Source organism: Pantoea sp. QMID4 (genome assembly GCF_030270445.1).
Lineage (GTDB): Bacteria > Pseudomonadota > Gammaproteobacteria > Enterobacterales > Enterobacteriaceae > Pantoea > Pantoea vagans.
The window spans coordinates 876,994-892,740 of the sequence record NZ_BSXL01000001.1; the positions used below are offsets into that span (position 1 = coordinate 876,994).

A 15,747-nucleotide genomic window follows, 5' to 3' on the forward strand; every position below is an offset into this window, starting at 1 on the left:
GTAGTCATGTCAGCCCGAATTTTAGCGCTGGATACGGCGACAGAAGCCTGTTCAGCCGCCTTGCTGAATCAGCAACAGATTGATGCCCGATTCGAGATTGCTCCGCGCGATCATACGCAGCGTATTCTGCCGCTGGTCGAGGAGCTGCTGCTGGCGCAGCAGCTGGAGCTGACCGAGCTGGACGCGCTTGCCTTTGGCCGGGGGCCTGGTAGTTTTACCGGCGTGCGAATCGGTATTGGTATTGCGCAGGGACTGGCACTGGGTGCATCACTGCCGATGATCGCCGTTTCCACCCTGGCGACGCTGGCGGAAGGGGCCTGGCGTCTGCACGGGGCAACCCGGGTCTTAACCGCTATCGATGCGCGGATGGGCGAGGTTTACTGGGCCGAATATCAGCGTGATGAGCAGGGTGCCTGGCAGGGTGAGGCCAGTGAAAGCGTGCTGTCACCCGAGGCAGCACTCGCCCGGATGCAGGTGCTTTCTGGCGGCTGGATGACCGCCGGCACCGGCTGGCAGGCCTATCCAGCCTTGCAGCAGGGACACGATCTGACCCTGAACGCCAGCGACGTTACACTGCCCGCCGCTCAGGATATGCTGCCACTGGCGACTCTGGCGCTGGCGCAGGGAAATACGCTGCTGCCAGAGACGGCGGAACCGACGTATCTGCGAAATGAAGTTGCCTGGAAAAAATTACCTGGCCGGTAAAATACACGCAACTTATTGTTATACGTCCAGTCTAAGTCTTTACCTAACGGGAGAACGTTTATGTCGTCAATGTGTGGTAAAGGGCTTTCAGGTCTGCTGCTGACCTGTGTAATGGCGTTAACCGGCTGTGTCTCCATTCCTGACACGCTGCAGGGCAGCTCACCTCAGCCGCAGCAGGATCTGTTGCGGGTGATGAGCGATCCCTCGCTCTTTGTCGGGCAGGAGTCGCGCTTTGGCGGCAAGGTGGTGAATGTCACTAACCTGAACGGCAAAACCCGGCTTGAGATTGCGGCACAGCCGTTGGATGAGAGCGCCAGACCGCGTCTGGGTGCGGCCTCGGTTGGCCGGATTTATGCTGACATACACGGTTTTGTTGATCCGGTGGATGTCAGAAATCAGTACGTTACCGTGCTGGGTACGCTGACGAGCACGGAGCAGGGTAAAATTGGTGAGGCCGATTACAAATTTGTGGTCATCGATGTGCGCGGTTATCAGCGCTGGCGGATTGCCCAGCAGGTAACAGCACCGCCGCAGCCGATGGATCTCTGGATCTGGTATGGTCCGACCCGTCATCGCGGCGGATACTGGGGGCCTAATCCCTATTGGGGAATGGTTAATACCGGACCTTCAGAGGTGCAGACCATCCTGACCGAATAAGTGCAAACATGATTTATCCAGCCCGGTCGCGGTGCTCGCTACCGGGCTTTTTATTGGCCTGTTTTCCCGGCACGAAATTTAGTGATGCACTTCGCAACCTCAACATGCCGAAACAGGCAAACTGGTACAATCAGTTAAAATATTGTTAACAAACCAGATTGGCTGAGGCAGCGATGGAAATACAACATAATTATCGGGGTGGATCCTTGAATAAGGTTTGGCTGAAACGCTACCCGGCAGATGTGCCTGCCGAAATAAGTGCAGATCGTTACACCTCGCTGGTGGATCTGTTTGAGCAGGCAGCAACACGCTACGCCGAACAACCTGCGTTCCTGAACATGGGTCAGAAGATGAGTTATCGTCAGCTGGAAGAGAAGAGCCGTGCCTTTGCTGCTTATCTCCAGCACCAGTTGGGCCTGAAAGCAGGTGACCGGGTAGCGCTGATGATGCCTAACTTACTGCAGTATCCGGTGGCTCTGTTTGGTGTGCTGCGTGCCGGTATGGTGGTGGTCAATGTGAATCCGCTCTACACACCGCGTGAGCTGAAGCATCAGCTCAATGACAGTGGTGCCAGCGCCATCGTAATCGTCTCTAATTTTGCGCATACCCTGGAAAAAGTCGTGGCGGAAACCGCTGTGCGGCATGTCATCCTGACCCGGATGGGCGATCAGCTGGCACCGATTAAAGCCACACTGGTTAACTTTGTCGTCAAGTATGTGAAGAAGCTGGTGCCGAAATACCATTTACCGGGCGCCATTTCGTTTCGTCAGGTACTGGAAGTGGGTGACACGCTCAATTATCGACGACCGACGGTCTCGAATGACGATCTCGCCTTCCTGCAATACACCGGTGGCACCACCGGCGTGGCAAAAGGGGCGATGCTGACCCATCGCAACATGCAGGCGAACCTGGAGCAGACCCGCGCGACCTACGGCAAGGTGCTGCGTGACGGAAAAGAATTTGTCGTCACCGCGCTGCCGCTTTACCACATCTTCGCCTTAACCGTGAATGGCCTGCTTTTCCTGGAGCTTGGCGGTCAGAATCTGTTGATCACCAATCCCCGTGATATTCCCGGATTCGTTAAGGAGCTGGGTAAAGTGCCGTTTACTGCAATTACCGGCGTGAACACGCTGTTTAATGCGCTGCTCAACGATGAGCAGTTCAATAAACTCGATTTTTCAACGCTGCGTCTCTCTGCGGGTGGCGGAATGGCGGTGCAGAAAGTGGTGGCTGAGCGCTGGGAAAAGCTTACCGGACACTATCTGCTGGAAGGCTACGGCCTGACCGAATGTTCGCCGCTGGTATCAGTCAATCCGTATGACATCAGCTGCCATACGGGCAGTATCGGCCTGCCGGTTCCTTCAACCGACGTACGCATTCTGGATGATGCCGGAAACGACGTGCCGCCGGGAGAGCCGGGCGAACTTTGTATCAGCGGTCCGCAGGTGATGCTGGGCTACTGGCAGCATCCGGAAGCGACAGCGGAAGTCCTAAAAAATGGCTGGCTCCACAGCGGTGATATTGTTACCGTTGACGAGGAAGGGTTTATTCGCATCGTAGACCGCAAAAAAGATATGATTCTGGTCTCAGGCTTTAATGTCTATCCGAATGAGATCGAAGATGTGCTGATGCAGCACCCGAAAGTGCGTGAAGCCTCAGCAATTGGCGTACCCAGCGATCTGTCAGGTGAAGCGGTAAAAGTCTGCATCGTGAAAAAAGAGGCGTCGCTGACCAAAGAAGAGGTGCTCGATCACTGCCGTCGCCAGCTGACCGGTTACAAGGTACCAAAAATCATTGAGTTTCGTGATGAATTACCAAAAACCAATGTGGGCAAGATCCTGCGACGTGAGCTGCGCGACGAGGCGAAGCCTGACGCGAACTGAATCTGTATAAGAATTGAGGTTGAACGCCGGCATGTCCGGCGTTTTTATTGTGTTTAACATGGAGCGCCGCGCGTTGTTGGCTGCGGTGGAAATCAGACGTGAACTATTCCCTAATTGACCAGGATGAACAACTGGCTGACGTGTGCCAGAAAGCCCGCCAGCATGCAGCGGTAGCACTGGACACCGAATTTGTCCGCACCCGCACCTACTACCCTCAGCTTGGCCTGATCCAGCTGTTCGACGATCACCAGCTGGTGCTGATTGACCCGCTGAATATCCGTGACTGGTCACCGTTTATTGCCCTACTGACCGACACCAGCGTGACTAAATTCCTGCATGCCGGAGGCGAAGATTTGGAAGTCTTCCTGCACCGGTTCGGCGTGCTGCCGACGCCGATGATCGACACCCAGATTCTGGCAGCCTTCTCCGGCCAGCCACTCTCCTGGGGCTTTGCTTCCATGGTGGCGCATTTCACGCAGGTCGAACTGGATAAAAGTGAATCACGTACCGATTGGCTGGCTCGCCCTTTGACTCAGCGTCAGTGCGAGTATGCGGCGGCGGACGTTCATTATCTGCTGCCAATTGCCCGTCAGCTGATGATGAACACGGAAGAGGCTGGCAACATGGCGGCGGCACTCAGTGAGTGCGATAACCTTTGTCAGCGCCGTCTCGACAGTGTGGCACCGGATGAAGCCTGGCGTGATATCACCAACGCCTGGCAACTGCGTCCGCGTCAGCTGGCGGCACTGCAACGGCTTGCGGCCTGGCGTCTGAAGCTGGCGCGTGAAAAGGATATGGCGGTTAATTTTGTGGTGCGCGAAGAGCATCTGTGGAAAGTGGCGCGCTTTATGCCTGGCTCTCTGGGAGAGCTGGATCATCTGGGGCTGTCAGGCCACGAAATCCGTTTCCACGGCAAAACGCTGGTGGCGCTGGTGGCCGAAGCGGAGGCGCTTGACGAGAATGAACTGCCAGCTCCGCTGGGTAATCTGATCGACCATCCGCACTACAAGCAGGTGTTTAAGGCGATGAAGGCGCTGGTGCAGCTGGTAAGCGAGCAGAGCGGATTCAGCCAGGAGTTACTGGCATCGCGACGTCAGATTAATCAGGTGTTAAGCCTGCACTGGGGCCTGAAGCCACAGGGACGTCAGCCGGAGCTAATGACCGGATGGCGGGGCGAACTGCTGAAACCCGGCATTGAGGACATTCTCGCGGGGTGTTAACCGGTTAAATTTCCCCTGCCAATGCGCAGGGGAAATTCAGGAAACGGTCAGCGTCATTTAGTCACTTCATCCGTTTCCGGCAGCGTGACGTTCAGCTCCAGAATCGAGATGTCATCACCTTTCTGATCGAGCTGTACCGTGACCATTTCCGGATCGATCTTCACATATCTGCAAATCACTTCCAGAATGTCGCGCTTAAGTTGCGGAAGATAGTGGGGCTCACTGTCGCCCCTTCTCCGTTCTGCCACGATAATCTGCAGCCGTTCCTTGGCTATGTTGGCAGTGTTCTTCTTCCGGGATAAAAAGAAATCAAGTAATGCCATGGTTTATCCCCCGAACAGGCGTTTCAGGAAACCCTTCTTCTCTTCTTCGATAAAGCGGAAGGGGCGTACTTCACCGAGTAACCGTTCAACGGTATCGGCATAGGCTTTGCCAGCATCAGATTCGCCGTCAAGAATCACCGGCTCGCCCTGGTTAGAGGCACGTAACACCGATTGATCTTCAGGGATCACGCCGACCAGAGGAATGCGCAGAATTTCCAGCACATCTTCCATGCTCAGCATATCGCCACGGTTTACCCGGCCAGGGTTATAACGGGTCAGCAGCAGATGCTCCTTCACCGGGTCCTGACTGTTTTCAGCGCGGCGGGATTTAGAGGAGATGATGCCGAGGATGCGGTCGGAGTCGCGGACAGAAGAGACTTCCGGGTTGGTGGTGATGATGGCTTCATCAGCAAAGTAGAGCGCCATCAGTGCGCCCGTTTCAATCCCTGCCGGTGAGTCGCAGACGATGAAATCGAACTCCATTGCGGCTAAATCGTTCAGGACCTTCTCAACACCTTCACGGGTCAGGGCATCTTTATCGCGGGTCTGCGATGCCGGCAGAATGTAGAGTTGCTCAGTGCGTTTGTCGCGAATCAGCGCTTGGTTCAGCGTGGCATCGCCCTGGATAACGTTAACGAAGTCGTAGACCACACGGCGTTCGCAGCCCATGATCAAATCCAGGTTACGCAGACCGATATCAAAGTCGATAACGACCGTCTTTTTGCCTTTCTGCGCTAAACCGGTGGCGATGGCCGCGCTTGACGTGGTCTTACCAACGCCCCCTTTACCGGATGTAACTACAATAATGCGTGCCATAAATGTTGATTTCCTTAACAAAAGAAAAGGGGCCTAATTAAGTGTCTGGATAGTCAGCGCGCCATCCTGCAGGCACAGGCGCGCAGCTTTACCAAAAAATTCTTGCGGGATCTGATCCATGATCCAGTATTCCCCGGCAATCGAGACCAGCTCGGCAGCCAGGTTAGTACAGAAAATCTGGCAGTTGCGATCGCCGCTGGCACCTGCCAGGGCTCGACCGCGCATCATGCCGTAAATATGAATGTTGCCATCGGCGACCAGTTCGGCACCGGCACTGACGCTGCTGGTGATAATTAAGTCGGCGTCACGCGCATAAATCTGCTGGCCCGAGCGCACCGGGGTGTTCACGATGCGGGTTTTCGCTGCTGCCGTCTCGGTTACAACCGGCTGCGGTTCAGGAGCGGGGGCCGGCTGCGGTACCTCGGCACGCGGTCTGGCCTCTTTGCCTTCTGCCAGTACCGGCAGCCCTGCACGGGCGATCATGCGTTTCAATGCTTCATCTTTGCAGCCGCTTACGCCGACAATGCGTAAACCGGTAGCAAGAATCGCCTGCTGCAGCTGTTTCCAGTTAACATCGGCACTCAATGCGGCGACGTTAAGCACCACCGGGGCGTTTTTCAGGAAATCGGGAGCCTGGTCAATCTTGTCCTGGAGCGCCTTGCGAATCACCGCAGGGTCATGATGATGCAAATGGACGACAGACAGGGTGAAACTGCTACCTTTGAATTCGATTGGCGTTTGCGACATCTGTCCCGACTCAGTCCTGTTTTCACTACCGCTAACCTGACGATGATAAAACTATCGCTGAAGCGCTAACGGTGAATATTCGAAGTTCTGCAAGCATGTTATAGTTACAGCTATATTCAGACAAGCCTCAACGCCGGTTAATTCGAGTAAAAAATATGTTTTGTGTGATCTACAGAAGCCCGTTACGTGACCAGACTTATCTCTATGTTGAAAAAAAGGACGATTTCTCGCGCGTTCCGGAAGAATTGCTGAAGGGATTTGGCAAGCCGCAGCTGGCGATGGTGCTAAAGCTGGCGGGCCGCGATAGGCTGGCTAATGCGGATATCAATAAAGTTAAGCAGGGATTGAGCGAGCAGGGTTATTATTTACAGCTTCCACCGCCGATTGAAAGTCTGCTAAAAATTCACTTAGAGGCCGATAAAAAAGTTTAACTCGGATTCTTCTGTAAATATAAATCCTGTTAGTGCGATACTGCAGGGCTAATATTGCTCTGAAGCTGCGCAAAATTAACGGCGCAGCTTATCTGCTCCACCCCTGTTTAAATACCCAGTCCACATATTTACACCCTATTTGTACGATTATTCAGCATGCCAGGGGTAACGTTTACGCTTTTTGACAAATTCCGCCCCCCGGATGGTTAAAAGCATCTTATTATCACGCTCTGTTGCTGGCATTCCGATCAATGCATCAGCAAACATTAACCCGCCAGCCGCGCTGGCATCACACCTAACCTGAACAGGGGATGAGCATGTATCAGCATCATAACTGGCAAGGCGCTCTGTTAGATTTTCCGGTCAGCAAAGTGGTTTGCGTCGGCAGTAATTATGCAAAACATATTAAAGAGATGGGCAGTGCGACGCCTACTGAACCGGTAATCTTTATTAAACCGGAAACGGCATTGTGTGATTTGCGCCAGCCACTCTCCGTTCCCGACGCTTTTGGCGAAGTTCATCACGAAGTCGAACTGGCGGTGTTGATTGGTGCGACGCTGAAACAGGCGAGTGAAGAACACGTGGCTAAGGCGATTGCAGGCTATGGCGTGGCGCTGGACCTGACGCTGCGTGACCTGCAGTCCGGGCTGAAAAAAGCGGGCCAGCCATGGGAAAAATCTAAAGGCTTTGATAACGCCTGTCCCATCTCCGGTTTCATCCCGGTAGCCGAATTCAGTGATGATCCACAGAATGTCGAGCTTAAGCTGGTGGTAAACGGAGATGTGCGTCAGCACGGCAACACCGCCGATATGATTCACAAAATTCTGCCGCTGATTGCTCATATGAGCCACTATTTTACGCTGCGTGCAGGCGATGTCATTCTGACCGGGACACCTGAGGGTGTGGGTCCGATGCGCTCGGGTGACAAGCTGGAAGTGTCACTGGCGGGTCACGGCATCAGCACGCGCGTACTCTAAAAACTTGCATCACCGCAGCATAGGCTTTATAAGGTGCGTTTCAGGCACAACCCGGACAAATCATCATGACTGACACCCCTTTCTGGCAACAAAAACGCCTGGCACAAATGAGCGATGAGGAATGGGAATCCTTGTGTGATGGTTGTGGCCAGTGTTGCCTGAACAAGTTGCAGGACGCTGACACGGATGAGATTTACTTCACCAACGTCGCCTGCAATCAGCTCAATATTAAAACCTGCCAGTGCCGTAACTATGAGCGCCGCTTCGAATTAGAAGAGGATTGCATCAAACTGACGCGCGAAAATCTGACCACCTTCAACTGGCTGCCGCGCACCTGCGCCTACCGGTTGCTGGGTGAGGGCAAAGGATTGCCGGTCTGGCATCCGCTGCGGGCCGGTTCGAAAACCGCGATGCATGCGCAGCGAATTTCGGTGCGTTATATTGCGGTGCGGGAGAGTGAAGTGCGGGACTGGGAAGATCACATTATCGATCGCCCCGATCGCAACGGCTAATCGTCACGGCGTCATCTGAAACGTAAAAAGGCTGCCAGTGGCAGCCTTTTTTGATCTCAGCAACGTTTCGTGTCAGCGACCAAAGAGATCGCGACGCTTAGGTTTGAAAGGTTGAGCAATCAGTACCAGCACGGCGACCAGCAGATAACCGGCAAACACCCCAATCATCCACTGCGGCATGCTGAGCGTCAGGAAAGTCCAGCTGCGTTCTGCACAGTCGCCGCTGGCCAGAAACACTGACGGCAACCACTTATCCAGTGGCAATCCGCTGGGAAAGCGGGCAGCAAAATCACAGGTCGTAAACGGGTTTGGATGCAGCTGAATCATCGTATGTTCATAAGAGAGACGCAGGCCCTCCCAGGCACTATAGATCCATAACGCCAGAGCACCCAGACGCAGCGGTGATTTCGGCGCAATCGCACCGACCAGACCCGCGCCCAGCACACCAAACAGCGCATTGCGTTCATAAATACACATCACGCAGGGCTTTAATCCCATTACGTGCTGAAAGAAGAGTGCCGTCAATTCCAGTGCAAGCGCCGTCAGTGCCAGTAATAACCAGGCTCCCCGACCACGAGAACATTGATTCAGATATCGCAACATATTGCATTCCCTGTAAACGTTAATGCCACGCAGTGTAAACCAAAAGCGCGGGCAAACCAGCCAGGAACAGGGAAAAATCGTGTGCAAACATGACCTGATTCTGATCCAGAACAGGTTACAGGAAGATCAGCGGAGGCCCACCAGCTGATGTCTGCTCAGTAAACAGCAGGAAGATGGCGACGTTAAAAAAAACCGGCTGTAATCGGCAGAAAGCGAAACGGCAAGTGCAGGCTATTCGCAACCCGCATGCTGTGCTTTCAGGAAGATTTTCTGCTGCTTTTGAGACTGAATGTTCCGGCGCAGAAAAATGTGCATTCGGCCATCGTCTTATAACAGCAGCGTTCGCCGGCAGCCAGTCTGAAATATGCGCCCGCGCCCGGTTTTAATGGTTACGCAGGCTATATCCGCTATAGGGCGTCTGGTATGATGAGTCCCCATCATGATTAGAAAAGCAACGAGAACACATTGCTATGGTTATAAAGGCTCAGAGTCCAGCGGGATTTGCTGAAGAGTATATTATTGAAAGCATCTGGAACAGTCGCTTTCCGCCCGGATCGATTCTTCCTGCTGAGCGTGAGCTTTCTGAATTGATTGGGGTAACGCGTACCACCTTGCGTGAGGTGTTACAGCGCCTGGCGCGTGACGGCTGGCTGACGATTCAGCACGGCAAACCGACGCGCGTGAACGATTTCTGGGAGACATCCGGCCTGAATATTCTGGAAACCCTTGCCCGCCTCGATCACGACAGTGTGCCGGTGCTGATTGACAACCTGCTGTCAGTCCGCAGCAACATTTCATCGATTTTTATCAGCCGTGCGCTGCGCCATCATCCTGACAAGGCGCGTGAAGTGCTGGAAACGGTATGTGCCGCAGCCGATCAGGCTGATGCCTATACCGAGCTCGACTACCGGGTGTTCCGCGGTCTGGCATTTGCATCAGGCAATCCGATTTACGGTCTGATCCTCAATGGCCTGAAAGGCCTCTATACCCGGGTGGGTCGTCACTACTTTTCCAGTGCGGAAGCGCGTCAGGTTGCGCGGGATTTCTATCTGACCCTTCTGGCGCTGTGCGACAAAGAGCCAGGACAGGATGAGATTGTAGACGTGGTGCGCAACTATGGCCGCCGCAGCGGCGAAATCTGGCACAGTATGCAGAAGAACCTGCCAGACGACCTCGGCAATAAACGATAAAAAAACCGGACATCGCGTCCGGTTTTTTGTTTTTAGCCCATCAGAGTGATGAACCGCGCGGCGGATTACGATCCAGTAACTCGACGCTGCCGTCTTCGTTCTGCTGTTCCAGAATCACATCAAACCCCCACAGACGATGCACATGCTTCAGCACCTCGCGACGACTCTTATCGAGCGGCGTACGGCTCTGTGGCACATAACGCAAAGTCAGCGAACGATCGCCACGCAGATCGACGTTGTAGACCTGAATATTAGGCTCAAGATTACTCAGGTTGTACTGTGCAGAGAGTTGCTGGCGAATGGCCCGATAGCCCGCCTCATCGTGGATAGCGGCGATCTCCAGATAGTTGTTGCGGTCGTCATCCAGTACGGTGAAGAGACGGAAATCACGCATCACTTTCGGCGACAGGAACTGGCTGATAAAACTTTCATCCTTAAACTCACGCATTGCAAAATGCAGGGTTTCCAGCCAGTCGGAGCCGGCGATATCCGGGAACCAGTAACGATCCTCTTCAGTCGGTGACTGACAGATCCGCTTGATATCCTGCATCATCGCAAACCCTAACGCATAAGGGTTGATGCCGTTGTACCACTGACTGTTATAGGGCGGCTGATACACGACGTTGGTGTGACTGTGCAGGAACTCCATCATAAAGCGTTCCGATACTTTGCCTTCATCGTACAGGTGATTAAGGATGGTGTAGTGCCAGAACGTCGCCCAGCCTTCGTTCATTACCTGCGTCTGCTTCTGTGGATAGAAATACTGGCTCACCTTGCGCACAATGCGCAGGATCTCACGCTGCCAGGACTCCAGCAGCGGGGCATTTTTTTCCATAAAATAGAGCAGGTTTTCCTGCGGCTCAGAAGGGTAGCGTGCCGCTTCAAAAGCCACTGTCTCTTTCTCGCGCCGCGGCAGCGTTCGCCATAGCGTATTCACCTGGCTCTGCAGATACTCTTCACGGCTTTTCTGCCGCGCCTTCTCCTCCTGAAGGGAGATTTTCTGCGGGCGTTTATAGCGATCAACGCCATAATTCATCAGGGCATGGCACGAGTCGAGCAGCCGCTCGACCTCTTCGACGCCATAACGCTCTTCGCAGTCACTGATATAGTTTTTGGCGAACAGCAGATAATCGACAATCGATCCGGCATCCGTCCAGCTGCGGAACAGATAGTTATTCTTGAAGAAGGAGTTATGACCATAGCAGGCATGCGCCATCACCAGTGCCTGCATGGTCATGGTGTTTTCTTCCATCAGATAGGCGATGCAGGGGTTGGAATTGATAACGATTTCATAGGCCAGACCCTGCTGACCATGCTTATAGCGCTGCTCGGTCTCGATAAACTTTTTACCGAATGACCAGTGTGAATAGTTGATGGGCATGCCCACGCTGGAATAGGCATCCATCATCTGTTCTGAGGTAATCACTTCTATCTGGTGCGGGTAGGTATCAAGCCGGTAGAGTTTAGCAACCCGGTCTATCTCTGCTAAGTAGACATCAAGCAGTTCAAATGTCCAGTCTGGTCCGTCATTGAGTCGTTTGCTGTCTCTGATGGCTTCGTCAAAGATTGTCGTCATAGCGCACCTCTTTTTTGCAAACCGGCTGACCCGAAAGACAACCCGTTCTGGTTATTTAAGGCTTCATCCTGAAAAAGGGAACCCGAAAAAAACTGAGTGAACACAACAATGATAGCCCACTGTCGCTTATCCGAAATGCGAACTCAAACGAATTCTTTGGCACAAAATCATTAAGACTGGTGCCGCAGAGAATTTAATAGCCTTTAATTCGAACGTTATTTCAAAGCGCGGAATATCATCCTGTTTATAAGCAGAATGTATGGGGTTGAATGATTCTCCTGCCATGCGCAGGTTTAACTGCTTTCATTGTCATTTATTTCTGTGTTTATGGATTAAGGCGCATAAAGCGCTGAAATTGGCCGTGTGACAAGATTTTAGTTACCTGAAAAGTGAAAAAGATGTGAAATAGATGCTGAATTTATGGGATGGTGTCCGCTGTGTGAATCCGCTGACTATCATCTGCTGAACAGTGAATTATGCTTTTATATGCCGGGTGGGGGAGCTATGCATGTAGTCATTCTTGGAAGTGGTGTGGTTGGCGTGGCAAGCGCCTGGTATCTGGCGCGTGCCGGACATCAGGTTACCGTCATCGATCGTCAGCCCGCTGCGGCGATGGAGACCAGCGCAGGAAATGCGGGTCAAATCTCACCGGGCTATGCCGCGCCCTGGGCGGCGCCAGGCGTGCCGCTGAAAGCGGTGAAGTGGATGTTCCAGCGCCACGCGCCGCTGGCTATCCGGCTGGATGGCAGCAGTTTCCAACTGGAGTGGATGTGGCACATGCTGCGTAACTGCGACATCAACCACTATCAGCAGAACAAAAGCCGCATGGTGCGGATTGCCGAATACAGTCGTGACTGTCTGAAAGTGTTGCGCTCTGAGACCGGCATCGCCTATGAGGGTCGTCAGGGCGGAACATTGCAGCTGTTTCGCACGCAGCAGCAGTTCGACAGCGCCAGTAAAGATATTGCGGTACTGCGCGACGCGGGCGTGCCCTATGAGCTGCTGGAGGCACATGAGCTGTCTCGCGTGGAACCGGCGCTGGCGGCAACCCGGCATAAACTCACTGGCGGATTGCGCCTGCCTAACGATGAAACCGGTGACTGCCAGCTCTTTACGCAGCGGCTGGCAAAAATGGCCGAAGAGGCGGGCGTGGTTTTCCGCTTTAACACCCCGGTCGATCACCTGCTGCGCGATGGCAATCGTATTTATGGTGTGAAGTGCGGCGAGGAAATCATCAAGGCGGACAGCTATGTAGTGGCCTTTGGTTCCTACTCCACCGCACTGCTAAAAAACGTCATTGATATTCCGGTCTATCCGCTGAAAGGCTACTCACTCACTATTCCGATTAAAAATCCTGATGCTGCCCCGGTTTCGACGATTCTGGATGAGACCTACAAAGTGGCGGTGACCCGGTTTGACGATCGTATCCGCGTCGGCGGAATGGCGGAAATTGTTGGTTTTAACACCAGACTCACCGAAGCACGGCGGGAAACGCTGGAGATGGTGGTCAGTGATCTCTATCCTGAAGGCGGTCATCTCGCGCAGGCGAGTTTCTGGACCGGTCTGCGTCCGATGACGCCAGACGGTACGCCGATTGTCGGTGCCACGCCACTCTCCAATCTTTATCTCAATACCGGTCACGGTACGCTGGGCTGGACGATGGCGTGTGGTTCAGGTCAGTTGCTGGCCGATCTCATCTCCGGTAAAAAGCCAGCCATTGCGGCGGATGACTTAGCGGTGTTCCGCTACTTACCCGGTTTCGCGGCGACCTCATCGCCGCTGCGTAACGCCAACGCAACTCGTTAAGTATTCAGGGAGAGAGAGGATGTCACGTCCGATTGTCGCTACCATTAACCAGCAGGCGCTTCGTCATAACCTGACTGTTGTTCGCCAGGCGGCGCCCGCATCCCGCGTCTGGTCAGTGGTGAAAGCCAATGCATATGGCCATGGCATTGATCGCGTACGCGAAGCGTTATCTGCCACCGACGGCTTTGCGTTGCTAAATATGGAAGAAGCCATTCTGCTGCGCGAGCAGGGCTGGAAAAAGCCGATTCTGCTGCTGGAGGGATTTTTCCAGCCAGAGGATCTGCAGCTGATTGACCGCTATCGCCTGACCACCAGCGTACACAGTAACTGGCAAATCAAGGCGCTGGCCAGTGCCAGCCTCTCTGCGCCGGTTGATATCTATCTCAAAATGAACAGCGGCATGAACCGTCTGGGCTTTCGCCCGGAGCAGGTTTCTGGCGCCTGGCAGAAGCTGCGGGCGCTGAGCAATGTCGGTGAGATGACGCTGATGGCCCATTTTGCCGATGCCGAAAATCCGCAGGGCCTGATTGCACCGCTGCAGCGTATTGAGCAGGCGGCGGAGGGGCTGAATTGCCCGCGGTCGCTATCGAATTCTGCCTGCACCTTATGGCATCCTGAAGCGCATTTTGACTGGGTCCGGCCCGGTATTGTTCTGTACGGCGCGTCGCCCAGCGGTGACTGGCAGGACATTGCTGGAAGCGGTTTGAAGCCAGTGATGACCCTGAGCAGTGAGATTATTGCGGTTCAGCAGTTACAGGCGGGCGATGGCGTCGGTTACGGCTACCGTTATCACGCCAGCACAGCGCAGCGGATTGGCGTCGTAGCCTGTGGTTACGCCGATGGCTATCCGCGCCATGCCCCGACCGGCACGCCGGTCTGCGTCGATGGCGTGATGACACAGGTGGTTGGCGCGGTTTCGATGGATATGATTACGGTGGATTTAACCCCCTGTCCACAGGCTGGCATTGGTTCCGCCGTTGAGTTGTGGGGGGAGCAGGTAAAAATCGATCAGGTGGCGAAAGCGGCCGGAACGGTAGGGTACGAGTTGATGTGCGCGCTGGCACCCCGCGTCCCGGTCACGGTTATTTAAGCGCGGTCAGGCTGCCGCGCATCTTTCTGCTGCAGCGCCAGGCGATAAAGGCCAGCGCTGCACCCAGCAGCATCATCAGACTCAGCGACAGCTTCTCCGCCACTGGCAGCGCGACGATCACCAGGCTGCCTGCCGCACCACCGGCCATCTGAATAAAGCCCTGCAGGGCGGACGCCACGCCCGCCTGTTGCTGATAGGGCTCCAGCGCATAGCTGGTGGCCGGCCCCACCGTAAAGGCCAGTCCGGCCACTGACACGGCGACCGGGAACATGTAGAGCGCCCAGTGTGTCTGCATCTCCGCCGGGAAAATCTGCATCCCTGCCACCAGCAGCACCGCGCCCAGCAGCATGGTGAAGAATCCCATTGCCAGACAGAACGGTCGACCTGCTTTACGAATCGCTTTGTTCACGAACATACTGACAAACATGATCCAGAACCCGTTAGCGCCAAACGCAAAGGAGAACTGGATCGGCGTCAGCCCGCCTTCAGTCATTAACACCTGCGGTGCCAGCGACACATAGGTCAGCACCATACCCAGCGCACCGGCATTGGCAAAGGCGAAGGCCAGGAAGCGCGGCTGACGCAGGATTTCAGCGTACTGTTTAACCGGTAATCCTTTGACCCGCAGCGTATCCGCCGGACGTGTTTCCGGCAGCCAGATAATCACCAGCAGCGTAATCAGCACGCCGTAGGCGCAGAGGAACCAGAACGGCGCGCGCCAGTCAAAGGCGCTGGCCAGCAGACCACCCAGCAGTGGGGCCAGAGCTGGAACGATGTTTAATGCACCGTTCAGGAAGCCATAGGCGCGGGCGGCATCATCACCGCTCAGACGGTCGCGCACGCCGCTAAAGGCGACTACCGCGCTGCAGCAGACGCCACAGCCCTGCACCAGACGGGCAAGGACGAACAGCGGAAATGAGGTCGCGGTGGCGGCGATGGCGCTGCCGGTGATGTAGAGCCCCAGCCCCAGCAGGGCAATCGGCTTACGGCCATAGTTGTCCACCAGCGGACCGGTCACCAGCTGGCCCAGCCCCATCACCAGTAAAAACAGAGGAATGGTGGTCTGTACCAGTGAGACCGGTGTATCCAGCCCTTCTGCAATCTGCGGCAGCGTGGGCAAATAGAGATCGATGCCTAAAGGTGCCAGCAGCACCAGGCTTAATAACAGCAGAGTAAATTTTTGCATAACAACCAGAGGGTAAACGTTCTGT

General features: G+C 54.6%; 17 protein-coding genes. 11 read left to right on the plus strand and 6 right to left on the minus strand.

All coding sequences use genetic code 11. The features are described 5' to 3' along the window. Positions 1-6: 6 nt before the first annotated feature. The 4 genes from tsaB to rnd all read left to right on the plus strand — a co-directional run bounded on the left by tsaB (position 7) and on the right by rnd (position 4,465). A complete protein-coding gene (gene tsaB / locus QSK07_RS04035) occupies positions 7-705 on the plus strand; it encodes a tRNA (adenosine(37)-N6)-threonylcarbamoyltransferase complex dimerization subunit type 1 TsaB (RefSeq protein WP_285720513.1) in 699 nt (232 codons plus the stop codon). Positions 706-765: 60 nt separating this feature from the next. Further along, positions 766-1,362, plus strand: a complete 597-nt coding sequence (locus QSK07_RS04040) for a Slp family lipoprotein (RefSeq protein ID WP_285720514.1) — start codon at positions 766-768, stop codon at positions 1,360-1,362. Positions 1,363-1,568: 206 nt separating this feature from the next. Further along, positions 1,569-3,245, plus strand: a complete 1,677-nt coding sequence (gene fadD / locus QSK07_RS04045; protein ID WP_285720515.1) for a long-chain-fatty-acid--CoA ligase FadD — start codon at positions 1,569-1,571, stop codon at positions 3,243-3,245. Positions 3,246-3,343: 98 nt separating this feature from the next. Further along, entirely contained in the window at positions 3,344-4,465 is a 1,122-nt protein-coding gene (gene rnd, locus QSK07_RS04050) for a ribonuclease D (RefSeq protein ID WP_098050339.1), read from the plus strand. A 53-nt stretch (positions 4,466-4,518) separates the two neighbouring features. On the opposite strand, the gene minE is transcribed toward rnd, so the two are convergent. The 3 genes from minE to minC are packed head-to-tail and all read right to left on the minus strand — an operon-like array spanning position 4,519 to position 6,351. Further along, on the minus strand, positions 4,519-4,788 hold the full coding sequence (gene minE / locus QSK07_RS04055; RefSeq protein ID WP_008925314.1) for a cell division topological specificity factor MinE: 270 nt from the start codon (positions 4,786-4,788) through the stop codon (positions 4,519-4,521). Positions 4,789-4,791: 3 nt separating this feature from the next. After that, positions 4,792-5,604 (minus strand): septum site-determining protein MinD, encoded by an 813-nt coding sequence (gene minD / locus QSK07_RS04060; protein WP_003852716.1) that lies wholly within the window; start codon positions 5,602-5,604, stop codon positions 4,792-4,794. A 33-nt stretch (positions 5,605-5,637) separates the two neighbouring features. Next, positions 5,638-6,351: a septum site-determining protein MinC gene (gene minC, locus QSK07_RS04065; RefSeq protein WP_285720516.1), complete on the minus strand. Its 714-nt coding sequence runs from the start codon at positions 6,349-6,351 to the stop codon at positions 5,638-5,640. Positions 6,352-6,506: 155 nt separating this feature from the next. Between minC and QSK07_RS04070 the strand changes: the two genes are divergently transcribed. The 3 genes from QSK07_RS04070 (at position 6,507) to ycgN (ending at position 8,271) form a co-directional block, all read left to right on the plus strand. Further along, on the plus strand, positions 6,507-6,782 hold the full coding sequence (locus QSK07_RS04070) for a YcgL domain-containing protein (protein ID WP_003852719.1): 276 nt from the start codon (positions 6,507-6,509) through the stop codon (positions 6,780-6,782). Between the two features lie 317 nt (positions 6,783-7,099). Continuing rightward, positions 7,100-7,759, plus strand: coding sequence for a fumarylacetoacetate hydrolase family protein (locus QSK07_RS04075; protein WP_285720517.1), 660 nt, complete (start codon positions 7,100-7,102; stop codon positions 7,757-7,759). Positions 7,760-7,824: 65 nt separating this feature from the next. Further along, a complete protein-coding gene (ycgN, locus tag QSK07_RS04080; protein ID WP_013358078.1) occupies positions 7,825-8,271 on the plus strand; it encodes a cysteine cluster protein YcgN in 447 nt (148 codons plus the stop codon). A gap of 72 nt (positions 8,272-8,343) precedes the next feature. Here the strand turns inward: ycgN and dsbB are convergent, their stop codons facing one another. Then, complete coding sequence (gene dsbB / locus QSK07_RS04085) at positions 8,344-8,874, minus strand: disulfide bond formation protein DsbB (RefSeq protein ID WP_013358077.1); 531 nt, start codon at positions 8,872-8,874, stop codon at positions 8,344-8,346. 173 nt (positions 8,875-9,047) lie between these two features. Here dsbB and QSK07_RS04090 point away from each other — a divergent pair, with 173 nt between their 5' ends. Together QSK07_RS04090 and fadR are read left to right on the plus strand one after the other, a co-directional pair. Beyond that, complete coding sequence (locus QSK07_RS04090) at positions 9,048-9,260, plus strand: hypothetical protein (RefSeq protein WP_285720518.1); 213 nt, start codon at positions 9,048-9,050, stop codon at positions 9,258-9,260. An 84-nt stretch (positions 9,261-9,344) separates the two neighbouring features. Further along, positions 9,345-10,064, plus strand: coding sequence for a fatty acid metabolism transcriptional regulator FadR (gene fadR / locus QSK07_RS04095; RefSeq protein WP_285720519.1), 720 nt, complete (start codon positions 9,345-9,347; stop codon positions 10,062-10,064). 40 nt (positions 10,065-10,104) lie between these two features. On the opposite strand, the gene QSK07_RS04100 is transcribed toward fadR, so the two are convergent. Continuing rightward, the gene (locus tag QSK07_RS04100; RefSeq protein WP_013358074.1) at positions 10,105-11,640 is read right to left on the minus strand and encodes a SpoVR family protein; all 1,536 of its coding nucleotides are present in this window, start codon (positions 11,638-11,640) and stop codon (positions 10,105-10,107) included. Positions 11,641-12,144: 504 nt separating this feature from the next. Here QSK07_RS04100 and QSK07_RS04105 point away from each other — a divergent pair. Both QSK07_RS04105 and dadX read left to right on the plus strand, forming a co-directional pair. Then, positions 12,145-13,446 carry a D-amino acid dehydrogenase gene (locus tag QSK07_RS04105; protein WP_285720520.1) on the plus strand — a complete coding sequence of 434 codons (1,302 nt, stop codon included), beginning with the start codon at positions 12,145-12,147 and terminating at the stop codon, positions 13,444-13,446. 19 nt (positions 13,447-13,465) lie between these two features. After that, on the plus strand, positions 13,466-14,536 hold the full coding sequence (gene dadX, locus QSK07_RS04110) for a catabolic alanine racemase DadX (RefSeq protein ID WP_285720521.1): 1,071 nt from the start codon (positions 13,466-13,468) through the stop codon (positions 14,534-14,536). Here dadX and QSK07_RS04115 read toward each other — a convergent pair. Continuing rightward, positions 14,529-15,722: a multidrug effflux MFS transporter gene (locus QSK07_RS04115; RefSeq protein ID WP_161734030.1), complete on the minus strand. Its 1,194-nt coding sequence runs from the start codon at positions 15,720-15,722 to the stop codon at positions 14,529-14,531. The genes dadX and QSK07_RS04115 overlap by 8 nt on opposite strands. Positions 15,723-15,747 lie beyond the last annotated feature (25 nt).

Bases quoted from the DNA above. Each gene is read 5' to 3' on its own strand.
- minC (WP_285720516.1), bottom strand. From the start codon at position 6,351: ATGTCGCAAACGCCAATCGAATTCAAAGGTAGCAGTTTCACCCTGTCT.
- minE (WP_008925314.1), bottom strand. From the start codon at position 4,788: ATGGCATTACTTGATTTCTTTTTATCCCGGAAGAAGAACACTGCCAAC.
- ycgN (WP_013358078.1), top strand. From the start codon at position 7,825: ATGACTGACACCCCTTTCTGGCAACAAAAACGCCTGGCACAAATGAGC.
- QSK07_RS04090 (WP_285720518.1), top strand. From the start codon at position 9,048: ATGGCGACGTTAAAAAAAACCGGCTGTAATCGGCAGAAAGCGAAACGG.
- QSK07_RS04115 (WP_161734030.1), bottom strand. From the start codon at position 15,722: ATGCAAAAATTTACTCTGCTGTTATTAAGCCTGGTGCTGCTGGCACCT.
- dadX (WP_285720521.1), top strand. From the start codon at position 13,466: ATGTCACGTCCGATTGTCGCTACCATTAACCAGCAGGCGCTTCGTCAT.
- dsbB (WP_013358077.1), bottom strand. From the start codon at position 8,874: ATGTTGCGATATCTGAATCAATGTTCTCGTGGTCGGGGAGCCTGGTTA.
- tsaB (WP_285720513.1), top strand. From the start codon at position 7: ATGTCAGCCCGAATTTTAGCGCTGGATACGGCGACAGAAGCCTGTTCA.
- QSK07_RS04070 (WP_003852719.1), top strand. From the start codon at position 6,507: ATGTTTTGTGTGATCTACAGAAGCCCGTTACGTGACCAGACTTATCTC.
- QSK07_RS04075 (WP_285720517.1), top strand. From the start codon at position 7,100: ATGTATCAGCATCATAACTGGCAAGGCGCTCTGTTAGATTTTCCGGTC.
- QSK07_RS04105 (WP_285720520.1), top strand. From the start codon at position 12,145: ATGCATGTAGTCATTCTTGGAAGTGGTGTGGTTGGCGTGGCAAGCGCC.
- fadR (WP_285720519.1), top strand. From the start codon at position 9,345: ATGGTTATAAAGGCTCAGAGTCCAGCGGGATTTGCTGAAGAGTATATT.
- QSK07_RS04040 (WP_285720514.1), top strand. From the start codon at position 766: ATGTCGTCAATGTGTGGTAAAGGGCTTTCAGGTCTGCTGCTGACCTGT.
- QSK07_RS04100 (WP_013358074.1), bottom strand. From the start codon at position 11,640: ATGACGACAATCTTTGACGAAGCCATCAGAGACAGCAAACGACTCAAT.
- minD (WP_003852716.1), bottom strand. From the start codon at position 5,604: ATGGCACGCATTATTGTAGTTACATCCGGTAAAGGGGGCGTTGGTAAG.